Here is a 12,441-nt window from a genome sequence, read left to right as displayed (position 1 = left end):
GCACTGGACGCAACGGCGCCCGAACAGCGTCCAACACGATTAGATAGCCGGCATCGCAATGGATCGAACGGCGGCATCCACCAAGCCTGCATCCCATATCCACGAAACCTGCACCATATTCATATTGTCTTCCGATGCCGACAGGCGACCAGTCGCCCGTTTTCCAATGAGGCAGCCGCTGTCACCGCGAAAGAGCCTTCAGCAGGCATCGGGCTCCGAGCGGAGACGGGCAATGCCAAACGACAGTGCCAAGTCTCGTAGGGAAAGCATCATGTATAAACGCAAGATACCCACGCTTGTCGATTGGTTTGCGCTGTTAGCCCGCCTCGCGCCGATCATCAGCGCTTATCTTTGGCCGATATTCCTTCGTTTCATTCTAGGCGCTGTCTTTTTTGTCGCACTGGCCGCACTCATCTATCACTTGCTTGATGTGGAATTGAACTTTTCCGTGCATGGCTCTGCTCCCGGAATCGCTCCGTTCATGCACGAGCGATAGTTTTGCCCTGGGGTCGATTGCCTCCCGCTATCGAGCCTGTGTGACATCCTTTCGGCGGAGCGCAAAAACCTGGGCTCGCAATTGACTGGAAGAAGGAAATCACGACAAGGTGCATCCCCACGGCCTTCTCCATCGCATCGGCTTGCCTGACATCGGAAGAGGCCATTCGATTGCTTAACGAGAGAGGAGCAGCAGCCATGGGCAAGCTTCCCGACATGACGAAACATCGCGGCTTTCCTTCCGGCATGCCGGGAACCGGCGTCCAATTCACCATTCGCCGCGCGAACCCGAAAGGCGTGACGCCGATCAAAAAGCTGCCGCGCCGCGCGCGGCCGGGAACGCAGGAACACCGGATCGACGCCGCATTCCTGCACGCGCTCTGGCACTATTTCGGACCCGAACCCTTCGAGCGCGGCAATCTCGACGCCGCACGCCTGAACCTGCTTTTTGAGCGCGAGGTCCTGCCGGCCGACAAGGATTTCGATCCGGTCTCCTATGAAGCCATGCTCGTCATCAACGAGAAACTGGCGCGCGAAAGCTTTCCCGAAGCGTTCGAAGACGTGATGGAAGTTTGACGCCACGCGGACGTGTGGCGAGCCTCGTGAGGGCCGTCAACTTATGGGCTGCGCGGCCGAGCCGATGCCTTCGACAAGGATGCGGACAATGCGCCTGATTTCCTGCCCGCTGAACGATCCCGTCGACAGTGCCGTCAGCATGGATTGCCCAAAAACCCCGAGCAAGACAAGGGTCATGAAATTGAGATCCTCGTCCTTGCGAATGATCCCTTGCCGCTGGCCAAGAGCCAGAATGTCCCTCACAAGCCCCTGGAACGAAGGCCGACCGGACGGCGGGTCGAGCGATGGCCGGACGGCGGGACTGAGAGCAAGCCTTGCAAGCGACGGATTGGCAAGGCACCAGCCTGCGCTGTCGAGAAGCACCAGTTCGAGCAGGGACAGGACATTCTCGTTTGCCGCCATTCTCACGCGATAGCCGGCATCCTGCGCTTCGACCAGTGCGATCAGGCAGAGCGCAATGTCCTCTTTCGAGCGAAAAAGATTGTAGACTGTCTTGCGCGTCAGGCCGGCACGGCCAGCTATTTCCTCAATCGAGGTCTCCGCGAATCCAAGTTCCCTGAAAGCCGCGCCCGCGGCATCAAGGATGAGTTTCCTCGATCGTTCCCTGCGCTTCATGATTGTCATTTTTATACATTAGTGTAATTTTACACGAGTGTAAATAAAATCGGATGCTGTCATGTTGAAGGAATTCGGCCCCGATATCTGGACTGCCGATGGCCCGGTCGTGACGGCCGCAGCGGGATTTCACTATCCCACGCGCATGGCCGTCATCCGACTGCGCAACCACGATCTGGTCCTCTGGTCGCCGGTGAGGCTCTCGAGCGACCTTCGCTTCGCGATCGAAGCGCTGGGCGTCGTGCGACACCTCGTGCCGCCGAACTCGCTGCATCACACATGGCTTGCCGAATGGCGGGAAGCTTTTCCGGAGGCGAAAATCTATGCACCGCCCGGCCTGCGGGAAAAGCGCAGGGATATCGCTTTTGATGAGGACCTTCGCCGTGACACGCCGATCTCCGCCTGGACGGGAGAGATCGATATCGCCATCGTCGAGGGAAACAGGATAACGACGGAAGCCGTCCTCTTTCACTACCGCAGCGAGACGGCGATCTTTGCCGATCTCCTCCAACAATTTCCGCGGGATTGGTTCAGGGGATGGCGGGGCCTCGTCGCCCGGCTCGATCTCATGGTGGCGCCAGAACCCTCCGTGCCCCGCAAATTTCGTGTGGCTTTTACCCATCGTCAGGTCGCTCGCGCGGCGCTCGACCATATTCTGGCCTGGCCCGCGAAAAAGGTTCTGATGGCGCACGGGACCCCGATCACCGCGAATGGTCAGGTGTTTCTTCGGCGCGCATTTCGCTGGCTTGCCGGTGAATGACGGCCTCATTTGGCGAGAAAGAGCCGCCTGCGACCGTCTGCATAGTTGCTTCCGCAGGCGAACGCACTAACTTGCGGTAGTCGACACTCTTCATTCGAGGCTGACATGTCCGACGATGTCTTGCTGACATTCAACGCCGGCTCCTCGACCTTGAAAATCGGGGTCTTCGAACTGGCGACCGAGGGGCCAAGGAATGTCGGCCGCGGCAAGATCGATTTCGATCAGAGCCCACTGATGCTTCGCTATTCCATCGGCCCGGATAGATACGAGAAGGCGATCAGGGGCGACAACGGTGCACAGTTCGTCTCCGTCATCTCCGAAACGCTGGATCATATGCTGGCTCACCTTCCCGGCAGGCTCCTCGCGGTCGCTCACCGCGTCGTCCATGGTGGCCTGACGTTTCCGGAGGCAACCCTGCTGGACGACGCTGCCATCGAGCGGATCGAGACGCTCGTGCCCCTTGCTCCCCTGCACCAACCCCAGGCACTGCGTGCCATCCGATCGATGGCAGCGCTGCGGCCCGACGTCCTGCAGACCGCCTCCTTCGACACGGCCTTTCATGCATCGCAAGCCGACCTGGTGCGGCGGCTGGCAATTCCGCGCGCCATGCATGACGACGGCATACGCCGCTACGGCTTTCATGGGCTTTCCTATAAATATATCGCCTCGCAGCTTCGAAAGATCGATCCCGAAGCTGCAAGAGGCAGGGTCGTGGCCTGCCATCTCGGCAGTGGCGCCAGCCTCTGCGCGATGGAAAACGGTATCAGCCGCGACACGAGCATGGGATTTTCGGCACTGGACGGCATTCCGATGGCAACGCGCCCCGGCTGGCTGGATCCGGGTGCCCTGCTCTACCTTATGAGGACAGGGATGCGGCAGGCCGAACGGATCGAGGACTTCCTGTACCATGAATGCGGCCTGCTCGGCGTTTCAGGCATCAGCGGCGACACGCGGGTTCTGCTCGATGACGAGAGCCCGGAAGCGGCAGAAGCTATAGATCTGCTCTGCCTGCGCATATCAGGCGAGATCGGGCGGCTAAGCGTCACGATCGGCGGCCTCGACGCCATCATCTTTACCGCCGGCATCGGTGAAAACCAGCCGCAGATCAGGACCCGCGTTGCACAAAGGTTGCAATGGTTGGGTATTGAGATCGATGAAGGCGCGAACATGCGCAACGCGATCGCAATCGACGCGGCCTCCAGCCGCGTGAAGCTGTTCGTGATCCCGACCGACGAGGAACGGGTGATCGCCGACGAGGCCGTTGCCCTCATCGCTTGACGAAAACGAGGAGACGCAGATGAATGCCGTTAGCACACCGCCTTCACCCGAAGAGCTCGTACTGATCGACCGCTACTGGAAGGCGGCCAATTATCTGTCGGTCGGCCAAATCTATCTGATGGACAATCCGCTGCTGCGTGAACCGCTGAAACCGGAGCATATCAAACCGAGACTGCTTGGCCACTGGGGCACGACGCCGGGTCTGAACTTCATCTACGCGCATCTCAACCGCATCATCAAGGCGCGCGACCTCGACCTCATCTACATATGCGGCCCCGGACATGGCGGCCCCGGCATGGTCGCCAATACCTATCTCGAAGGCACCTATAGCGAAATCTATCCAGATATCTCCGAGACAACGGAGGGGATGCAAAGGCTGTTCAAGCAATTTTCCTTCCCCGGAGGCATTCCGAGCCATGCCGCACCGGAGACACCCGGCTCCATCCATGAGGGCGGCGAGCTCGGCTATGCGCTCGTGCATGCCTATGGCGCCGCCTTCGACAACCCCGATCTGATTGTTGCCTGCGTCGTCGGCGATGGCGAGGCCGAGACCGGACCTCTGGCGGCGAGCTGGCACTCCAACAAGTTCCTCAATCCGGCGCGCGATGGCGCGGTACTGCCGATCCTCCACCTCAACGGCTACAAGATCGCCAACCCGACGATTCTTGGCCGGGAAAGCGACGACGATCTCCGCAAGCTGTTTTGGGGCTATGGCTACGAACCCTTCTTCGTCGAGGGACATGAACCATCCGCCATGCATCAGGCAATGGCCGCCGCGTTTGACGGGGTGTTCGACCGCATCCGCGACATACAAGGAAACGCGCGCGAAAAGACCTCGTCCGAAGGCATGCCGCGCTGGCCAATGATCGTGCTGCGGAGCCCGAAAGGCTGGACCGGCCCCAGGCAAGTCGATGGCAAGAAGGTCGAAGGCTTCTGGCGGGCACATCAGGTGCCGGTCGCCAATTGCCGCGGCGACGAGGGTCATCGCAAGATCCTGGAAGACTGGATGCGCAGTTACGATCCGGACGACCTTTTCGATCATAACGGGCGGCTGAAGGCCGAGCTGCAGGCGTTGGCACCGCACGGCAAAAGGCGCATGGGCGCCAATCCCCACGCCAATGGCGGCGTGCTGCGCAAGGAGCTTCTGGTTCCCCCCATCGAGGATTACGCCATAGAGATCGGCGAGCGCGGCAGCAAGCAGGTGCAATCCACGGAAATCCTTGGGCACTATTTGTGCGACACGCTGAAGCTCAATAATCCCGAGCAGAATTTCCGCATCTTCGGTCCCGACGAGACGGAATCGAACCGGCTCGGCAGCGTCTTCGAAGCCACCGATCGGGTCTGGATGGAGGCGATCGAGGATTATGACGTCCATCTGGCCCCGGATGGCCGGGTAATGGAAGTCCTGAGCGAGCATTTATGCCAGGGCTGGCTGGAAGGCTATCTGCTTACCGGCCGGCACGGGTTGTTCTCATGCTATGAGGCTTTCATCCACATCGTCGATTCCATGTTCAACCAGCATGCCAAATGGCTGAAGGTTTCGCGCGAATTGCCGTGGCGCAAGCCGATCTCATCGCTGAACTATCTTTTGACGTCGCATGTCTGGCGCCAGGATCATAACGGCTTTTCCCATCAAGACCCCGGCTTCGTCGATCTCGTTGCCAACAAGAAGGCCGACATCGTGCGTATCTATCTGCCGCCGGATGCCAATACGCTGTTATGGGTCGGCGATCACTGCCTCAGAACCTATGACCGGGTCAACGTCATCGTTGCCGGCAAGCAGCCGGAATCGCAATGGCTGAGCATGGATGAGGCGACCGCCCATTGTAAAGCCGGCGCCGGCATCTGGGACTGGGCGAGCTACGAGGACAACACGATCGCCCCTGACGTCGTGATGGCTTGTGCGGGCGACGTCCCGACCATGGAGACGCTCGCCGCCGTCATGCTGCTGCATGAGGCGATCCCCGATCTCAAGATTCGCACGGTCAATGTGGTCGATCTTTTGGCTCTGCAGGATCCGGAGCAGCATCCGCATGGCCTCGATCATCAGGCCTTCGATCAGATCTTCACTGCGGACAAGCCGGTGATCTTCGCCTATCATGGCTATCCTTACCTGATCCACCGGCTGACCTACAGGAGGACCAATCACGACAACATCCATGTGCGCGGCTTTATCGAGGAAGGCACGACGACCACGCCGTTCGACATGACCGTGCTGAACGAGCTGGACCGCTATCATCTCGCCCTTGAAGCAATCGACCGGGTTCCGGGCCTGGCGGACAAAGTGCCCGACGTCGTCAACGGCCTGAAAGCAAAGCTCGTCAAACATCACGACTACGTCCGGCGGCACGGCGAAGACATGCCTGAAATCAGGGATTGGCGCTGGAAGCGATAGGCGCAGTCACGCCCATCATGCGCGATCGAAGAAACCATGCGAAATCGCCGCACCGGCGGCGACCAATTACAATTTTGCCTTCCAGACATGATCGGGTGCTCAATTTCCTGCGCCTAGCCAGCGAAGCGTACCAGCAGGATCACGAGCACGGCGGCGGCAAGCCCGACGATAAATGTCAGACGCTGCCACCGTCGCTTGAGAATGATTTCGCCTTGGCGGACATCATCGGCGGAAAATGTCCGAGGCTCGTGCTTGTCTGGATCACCTTGATCTCTTCTGCTCATCGCAACCATCCCTCGGCGGCAAAACCCGCCGATCATGTCTGCTCGCAGATTATGGCTTACGACCGATAGGTGCCGGTAAGGCTTGCTTCTGCAAGCATATGTTTCTTCACCTTTTGCCACATTGCTTCGGCTCCGACGGCTTCAGGGAGCGTCATCCTCGGCACATTCAGGGCGGCGAGCCGGAAAACATAACGATGGGGAGGGTCGCCGTCCGGCGGCTGCGGACCGTCGTAACGGGCATTGCCGAAATCATTCTTATAAAAGCGCAGCGCCTGCTCCTGCATCGTATCCACGTTTTCAACCAGGCCGCTCCACTCCGCCGGAATATTGGCGATGCCGCAATGGCGGAACGTGCCACCCGGCGCATCCGGGTCCTCGATGATCAAGGCGAAACTTTGGGTCTTTTCAGGGGCGCCACCCCAGGCAAGCGGCGGGAATACATTTTCCCCGTCCAGCGCATGTTTGCTCGGTATCGGCGCATCCTCAGCAAAGGCCTTGCTGATCAACGTCAAAGCCATTCGATCCTCCTCTTGCTGTCATGGATTCATGAGCCTGTGAAGTTCTGAACCTAAGGTGGAACACGTCAGAATCATTATTGTTCCCCACAGGGAACATTCGCGCTCACCCGCAGTTGTTCGAGCGTCCACGAAGGAGGAAAAAATGACGGATGAACGGTTCGAGTGGATCAGCAAACGGGCCTACGCCATTTGGGAAGCGGCCGGCCGTCCCTGGGGACGCAGTCAGCATCACTGGGACCAGGCCGCCAAGGAGCGCGAGATCATGGAGAGAACGCGCGCATCCGTCGACGGCGAAGAAGTGCTCGCAAGATTTCGACGGACGACTGCAATACGGCCATCCGAGGATGATGCTCGGGAAACCAGGGAAAACGCGCACTCCGACGACGGGCGCCTCGGATAATTTCCAATCATCGGCAGTTCCCGAGCTGTTCCGTTCCGATATCCGATCCTCTGCAAGACGAACGGATATCCGCAATACATCTTGATCCCCCCGAAATTTCGAAAGCCGACCTGCTAGTTCTGCGTTCCGTCACGATTTGGTTGGGCCGGCGTGCTCTTCGTGCCCTGCTGATTGTTTTCCGTGCGATCGGTCGGGGCGGGCTGTGCCGATTGCCCTGCCGGCGGCGTATTGTCTATCGTGCCTGCCTGCGGCTGCCCGCTGGAGGAGCTTATCGTCGGCGCCGGGCTCTGCGGTTTGTTTGGTTCGATATAACGACCCCAGACCTCAACACCAGCCCATGCGATTGCCGCCAGAACCAACGCCGAGATCAGGACGGCGAACAGGTGCGTACCGCGCACTCCCTGCCGGGCCTCGGTTGCGGACAATGTTTTCCTCTGTTCCGAGGGGTTCTTCGGTTCCTGAAATGCCATTGCAAACCTCCATTTGTTGGGGATGCCATATGGGCCTAACCGTGACGCCGGGAGATGGTTCCACAGAGGGGCACCGCATGCGATTGGCATGGAACCGGAACAATGCGCAAAGCCCGACGTTAGCCTCATGAGGTTACAGATCGTGCCAAGCGGACGCGATGGGGCTGAAGAATATGGAGATTTTTCCGCTTTCTCTCCGTAGCCAACGAAACGGCAGACGAGCTTCCTATCCATCCGATCTGCAGCCTTCCAACGTTCAAGGAGCCAACGTTCAAGGAGATGGAAGATGGATGAGCCTTTGAAGCTTTACCGTCTGGTCCCAATCGCAGCCGACCAAGACCCCAACTGGCTGGATGCAAAATCGCATGGCGAGGTCCTGGTTGCCGCCCGCACCGCGGGCGATGCCCGTATCGTGGCAGCCGAAAGGGAACTGGATTTCATGGATATCGATGCCGCGCCCGCAGAAGACAAGACGACGAGGATGGCAAGCGTCTTTCGCAACGAGAAACTCTATACCGTCATAGAGGTGCACAATGGCAAGGAATATCGTAAACGCGGTGTCGTCGAAGGAACGATCGGCGTCGACACCATCATCTCGACCCAGGTCTGATTGGCCGTGCCGTTCGAGCGGCCAGAGCCTGACCAAATGCGGCCGCTTCCTGCTGATAGCGGCGGTCGCGACCGTGCTGTCATCGAATTTCGTATTCGCGCAGCAGCAACCGGACAATGATCCATGCAAGGCGGAAGACACCAATCGGCAGACCGACAACAAGCAGGCGGAAAACGGAAAGGCGTCGCCGACGCCGGATAATCCCAGTCAGAAACTGTCCGACTGCGGCGGCGTGCTGAAGCCGCCGGCCGTTGGCGACAGCAAGATGGAGAAGCCCGCGCCGCAGGTCGGCAACATGCCCGTCATCAAGCCCGGCGATCAGCAAAAAGAACAGCAGAACGGCCAACAGCCAGACAAATAATGCCCATCTCTCATGGCTTTGGTTCGGGCTGCTCTATGGGGCCGCGCGTCACGGCCCCAGAGTCTCGACCATCGCTCGACGTAAACGGCTTGATGACGAGAATCGCCAGGATGGATGCGATCATCAAGCCGAAAATGACGAGCAGCAGCATTCGCATGTCGAAGTCCTGATGCTATGAGGATTTGCGCACGGCAAGATTGCTGTCATGTCCGACTATGCCGCTGGCTTGCCGGGAGATCGCCTCGGCGCGCTGCTTGGCCTCGTGATTTTCAACGGATCCTTCGACAATGACACGCCCGCGACTGACGGTGACGAAGATGCTTGCCTCATTGAGCAATTGATCGGCCTTCAGCCTGCCTTCGATCTCCGTGCGAATTTCCACATCCGTCCGTTCCTGCGTCAGCGAAGAGGTATTCGCGGGCCAGTCTTCAGGCATCGTGCCATCACCTGCTTCCCTTGATCCGGAAACCGTCCTGATATTGGAAACCCTGACAGAGATTTCTTCGGCCGTTTGCTCGCGCTGCAGGTCACATTCGGCTGAATCCTCGCAGCGCGCATCATCGGTACCGTGCTCAGGCCGGATTTCCGCCGACGCATATTGTTTCGCCTCCTCGGCCACAATATCCCCCGAACCACCGGCAGCCTGATCAAGCGCCTGAAGAGTGCGCATGTCGCCGCGATCTGGAGAATTCTTTGCCATTGTCTGTTGCTTGGTTTCGGTCATCGTCTTCTCCCTCTTTGATAAGGGCAAACTTGTACCGCTCCGGAATGTTCCGATATGGGCTTGTATCAAGTTCCAGTTGTCAGCATTTCGAAGGATACGACCCTGTGATGCTCCTGCAGGGATGTCAGCAGTTGCGCGCCGCCGCCATCCGGCCCTGCCTGCCGCCATCGCACCTCGTAGGATATATGCGCAGCGGCCTCGGTCGGACCCGCCGCCTTGCCGATAAAGGAGAAGACATATCCGGGCGGTTCAAGCGCTGCTTGCATATCGGTAATCCCAACGCCGGCATCGTAAGGCAGCTCTATCACGATACGCGCTTTCTGCCTGCGCGGGATCAGCCTGTCGAACCGCTTAAGCGGCGATAGCACCACAAAGGCAATAATGGCGCCGGCCGAGCCGACAATGAGTTGACCGCCGCCGATACACAGGCCGATGGCCGTCATGATCCACAAGGTCGCAGCCGTGGTTACGCCGCTGACGAGATCTCCGCGCTTGAGAATGGCACCGCCACCGATGAAGCCGACGCCGGTCAGCACACCGAGCGGAAAGCGCAGCACATCCATCGAGGCAAAGGACTGTGGCGTCTTGCCCAATGTGGACAGCAGGAGATTGGCCTGGATCATCGACAGGCACGCGGCAAGCCCGACGAGGATCGTCGTGCGAAACCCGGCCGCATGCCCGCCCATCTCTCGATTGATGCCGATCAGCCCCCCGGCGACGGTGACCAGCACCAGACGGACGACAATATCCAGCCAGTCTACATCCATCCGCATGATATCGCTCAGGTCAGGCAAGATGTCCTCCCAGGAAGTGTCACCACCGGGATTTTTCAGTTGGGGAACATCGCAGACGGCGTTTCGTTCCATCCTCTATTGGAACTGCTCACGAAAAGCACAATAGAAGCAGCATGATAATTTCCGGCTCTCTTGTCAGTTCGTGGGAAAGCGCCTAGCCAGGAGATCGCGTGCATTGCGCCGCGAACCGCTTCCTGCAATGGGAAGCGCCCATATCGATTCGACATACCCTGCGAGGCCATATGATTTCCGGAAGCCGTGAGAAGGGACCCATTGCCGGGATCGCACTCGCCTGCGCAGGATATGCCTGCTTTTCGCTTCAGGACGCGATGGTGAAGTGGCTGGTCGCCAGCTATGAAGTGCCGGAGATCCTCTTCATGCGCAGCCTGGTCATCGTGCTCGTCGCAGGAGTGCTCGTCCATTATCGACGCCATCCGTCAATTTTTAAGAGCCCCTATCGCGGCACGGTCGTCCTGCGCGCCGGGCTGATGCTGCTTGCCTGGCTGCTATTTTACAACGCGGCCCGCTATCTGGGGCTGGCGGAACTGACGACGCTTTATTTCTCGGCGCCGATCATCGTCATGGTTCTATCGATCTTCGTTCTCAAGGAGAAGGTCCATGCGGGCCGCTGGACCGCCTGCATAGGCGGCTTCATCGGCGTGACGATCGCGGCAAATCCAAGCCATTCGCCCAATCTCCTGCCCGCCGCCATGTGCATCGTCGCGGGCTTCTGCTGGGCTTGGAGCACGATTCTGATCCGGCTTGTCAGCCGAAGCGAGACCACGCTCACCCAGATGTATGCCACGAGCCTGATATTCGGCATTGCCTGCGCCTTGTCATTCCCATGGACATGGAAGACGCCGGATGCAAGCGGCTGGGCGCTGATGCTGACCCTCGGCGTCATCTCCACCATTGGGCAATTTCTGCTCTACGAAGGCTTCCGCTACGCACCTGCTTCGACGCTGGCGCCCATCGAATATAGCGGCCTCGTTTGGGCTTTCGTGTACGGCTACGTGATCTGGGCCGAAGTTCCGGCGACCAATGTCTTTGCCGGCGCCCTCCTCATCATCGCCTCAAGCTTCCTGCTCATCCTGTGGGAGCGTCGCATGGAGGGTGCCCACCGTAAGAACGTGAAATACTGAGACGCTACCCGTAGGTGGCCCGGTCTCTCTCGAAAACCGCAAGCCAGCCGCGCGAAAGCACGCGGCTGCTTTATGGCAACGATACTGAAGATCAGGCCGTTAAGTGCCCGAAGCCGATCTGCCGGATCGCGCCGCACTCCGGGCCTTCGACTTGAGACAACAGCTGTCCCGAAAAGTCATCACACTGCTTTGCCGCCCGCCAGCCGGGCTGCACGCTGCATGCGGTTCGCTTCCAAAGCCCGCTGAAAATCCCGGTCGGTTTGCGCGTGGTGACGGAGATCATCGAGAAACTGAGAGACGCCATCAAGCGTATCGACCACGACATATCGCAGACCGCCGCCAGCATCGATCAGGTCATGGCTGACGCTTACACCGAAACCACCGGCTATCTTGCGAAACCATGCCGAGCGCCAGCGCTTGAAACCGTCGGGATCCGACTGGAACTCCGCAAGCAAGATCTTTTGCTGGTCAAGCCGTGCAAGAAACGTCTCAACCACACCCTGCGCGCCGGCCCTGGGCCTTTCCGCCTTCCTTGCAATCCATTTTTCAAGGAACTGAAACCCGGGCTGCGAAGCCGTCGCTTCATCATGATCGAACACCGCTGTGGAATCAGGCGCCGGCCGCTCAGCACAATCCGCTTGCGCAGACGGACTTGCATGTGTTTCCTGCTCCATTGCCAGGGTCTGCTTGAGATCGGCGGCAAGCTCCCCCCAGATCGATCTTGCCGATTCGACCGGTTTTGCTTTTGCGCGGCGGGAGGTTTTGATTTCGATGATGAAGGGCTTTGTCTGTTTAACCATGATGTTTCAGTGTGTGCTCGACGATGGAGCGCAGGTGATTGACAATCAGCATTGATAAGAGGCTGGCATTCTCTGAAAGCAACGACCGTACTACGGCGATCGCTTGTGATCATTATGGGCCAAGGCCGTACACCAAACCGATCGATGAAGCAATCTCGCCGCTCCCGTTCAAAATAGCCATCAGCGCACCGGAGCCTGATCTACAGCACGAACAAGACA

16 protein-coding genes and 1 pseudogene are annotated in these 12,441 nt (G+C 59.0%); 10 read left to right on the top strand and 7 right to left on the bottom strand.

Features of this window, described 5'->3' with window-relative positions:
• Positions 1-271 precede the first annotated feature (271 nt).
• Both ABOK31_RS32000 and ABOK31_RS31995 read left to right on the top strand, forming a co-directional pair.
• On the top strand, positions 272-496 hold the full coding sequence (locus tag ABOK31_RS32000) for a hypothetical protein (RefSeq protein WP_349961695.1): 225 nt from the start codon (positions 272-274) through the stop codon (positions 494-496).
• 197 nt (positions 497-693) lie between these two features.
• Positions 694-1,071, top strand: a complete 378-nt coding sequence (locus tag ABOK31_RS31995; RefSeq protein ID WP_174173689.1) for a hypothetical protein — start codon at positions 694-696, stop codon at positions 1,069-1,071.
• 36 nt (positions 1,072-1,107) lie between these two features.
• Here ABOK31_RS31995 and ABOK31_RS31990 read toward each other — a convergent pair whose 3' ends face one another.
• The gene (locus tag ABOK31_RS31990) at positions 1,108-1,686 is read right to left on the bottom strand and encodes a TetR/AcrR family transcriptional regulator (RefSeq protein WP_349961692.1); all 579 of its coding nucleotides are present in this window, start codon (positions 1,684-1,686) and stop codon (positions 1,108-1,110) included.
• Between the two features lie 61 nt (positions 1,687-1,747).
• Here ABOK31_RS31990 and ABOK31_RS31985 point away from each other — a divergent pair, with 61 nt between their 5' ends.
• The 4 genes from ABOK31_RS31985 (at position 1,748) to ABOK31_RS31970 (ending at position 6,472) form a co-directional block, all read left to right on the top strand.
• The gene (locus tag ABOK31_RS31985; protein ID WP_349961690.1) at positions 1,748-2,446 is read left to right on the top strand and encodes a DUF4336 domain-containing protein; all 699 of its coding nucleotides are present in this window, start codon (positions 1,748-1,750) and stop codon (positions 2,444-2,446) included.
• Between the two features lie 105 nt (positions 2,447-2,551).
• Positions 2,552-3,724 carry an acetate/propionate family kinase gene (locus ABOK31_RS31980; RefSeq protein ID WP_349961687.1) on the top strand — a complete coding sequence of 391 codons (1,173 nt, stop codon included), beginning with the start codon at positions 2,552-2,554 and terminating at the stop codon, positions 3,722-3,724.
• 19 nt (positions 3,725-3,743) lie between these two features.
• On the top strand, positions 3,744-6,119 hold the full coding sequence (locus ABOK31_RS31975) for a phosphoketolase family protein (protein WP_349961684.1): 2,376 nt from the start codon (positions 3,744-3,746) through the stop codon (positions 6,117-6,119).
• Positions 6,101-6,472 carry a hypothetical protein gene (locus ABOK31_RS31970; RefSeq protein ID WP_349961683.1) on the top strand — a complete coding sequence of 124 codons (372 nt, stop codon included), beginning with the start codon at positions 6,101-6,103 and terminating at the stop codon, positions 6,470-6,472. Before ABOK31_RS31975 ends, ABOK31_RS31970 begins: the two co-directional genes overlap by 19 nt.
• On the opposite strand, the gene ABOK31_RS31965 is transcribed toward ABOK31_RS31970, so the two are convergent.
• Positions 6,460-6,921, bottom strand: coding sequence for a YbhB/YbcL family Raf kinase inhibitor-like protein (locus ABOK31_RS31965; protein WP_349961680.1), 462 nt, complete (start codon positions 6,919-6,921; stop codon positions 6,460-6,462). The genes ABOK31_RS31970 and ABOK31_RS31965 overlap by 13 nt on opposite strands.
• 142 nt (positions 6,922-7,063) lie before the next feature.
• Here ABOK31_RS31965 and ABOK31_RS31960 point away from each other — a divergent pair, with 142 nt between their 5' ends.
• Complete coding sequence (locus ABOK31_RS31960) at positions 7,064-7,321, top strand: DUF2934 domain-containing protein (RefSeq protein ID WP_174173695.1); 258 nt, start codon at positions 7,064-7,066, stop codon at positions 7,319-7,321.
• 113 nt (positions 7,322-7,434) lie between these two features.
• On the opposite strand, the gene ABOK31_RS31955 is transcribed toward ABOK31_RS31960, so the two are convergent.
• On the bottom strand, positions 7,435-7,791 hold the full coding sequence (locus ABOK31_RS31955) for a hypothetical protein (RefSeq protein WP_349961678.1): 357 nt from the start codon (positions 7,789-7,791) through the stop codon (positions 7,435-7,437).
• Between the two features lie 292 nt (positions 7,792-8,083).
• Between ABOK31_RS31955 and ABOK31_RS31950 the strand changes: the two are divergent.
• Positions 8,084-8,401 (top strand): annotated as a pseudogene (locus ABOK31_RS31950) (hypothetical protein); the annotation flags it as partial.
• A 73-nt stretch (positions 8,402-8,474) separates the two neighbouring features.
• The gene (locus tag ABOK31_RS31945; RefSeq protein WP_349961676.1) at positions 8,475-8,762 is read left to right on the top strand and encodes a hypothetical protein; all 288 of its coding nucleotides are present in this window, start codon (positions 8,475-8,477) and stop codon (positions 8,760-8,762) included.
• A 10-nt stretch (positions 8,763-8,772) separates the two neighbouring features.
• Here ABOK31_RS31945 and ABOK31_RS31940 read toward each other — a convergent pair whose 3' ends face one another.
• From ABOK31_RS31940 to ABOK31_RS31930, 3 genes are all read right to left on the bottom strand, one after another.
• The gene (locus ABOK31_RS31940) at positions 8,773-8,913 is read right to left on the bottom strand and encodes a hypothetical protein (protein WP_349962871.1); all 141 of its coding nucleotides are present in this window, start codon (positions 8,911-8,913) and stop codon (positions 8,773-8,775) included.
• A 21-nt stretch (positions 8,914-8,934) separates the two neighbouring features.
• On the bottom strand, positions 8,935-9,486 hold the full coding sequence (locus tag ABOK31_RS31935; RefSeq protein WP_174173700.1) for a BON domain-containing protein: 552 nt from the start codon (positions 9,484-9,486) through the stop codon (positions 8,935-8,937).
• A 65-nt stretch (positions 9,487-9,551) separates the two neighbouring features.
• Entirely contained in the window at positions 9,552-10,280 is a 729-nt protein-coding gene (locus ABOK31_RS31930; protein WP_349961673.1) for an MgtC/SapB family protein, read from the bottom strand.
• A gap of 242 nt (positions 10,281-10,522) precedes the next feature.
• On the opposite strand from ABOK31_RS31930, the gene ABOK31_RS31925 reads away from it, so the two are divergent.
• Entirely contained in the window at positions 10,523-11,422 is a 900-nt protein-coding gene (locus ABOK31_RS31925; protein WP_349961671.1) for a DMT family transporter, read from the top strand.
• Between the two features lie 179 nt (positions 11,423-11,601).
• Here ABOK31_RS31925 and ABOK31_RS31920 read toward each other — a convergent pair whose 3' ends face one another.
• On the bottom strand, positions 11,602-12,222 hold the full coding sequence (locus tag ABOK31_RS31920) for a hypothetical protein (RefSeq protein WP_349961669.1): 621 nt from the start codon (positions 12,220-12,222) through the stop codon (positions 11,602-11,604).
• Between the last annotated feature and the right edge of the window lie 219 nt (positions 12,223-12,441).

The sequence above is a fragment of the Rhizobium sp. ZPR4 genome (genome assembly GCF_040215725.1).
In the GTDB taxonomy this organism is placed as follows: domain Bacteria; phylum Pseudomonadota; class Alphaproteobacteria; order Rhizobiales; family Rhizobiaceae; genus Rhizobium; species Rhizobium rhizogenes_D.
This window is presented reverse-complemented; position numbering and strand designations above follow the sequence as displayed.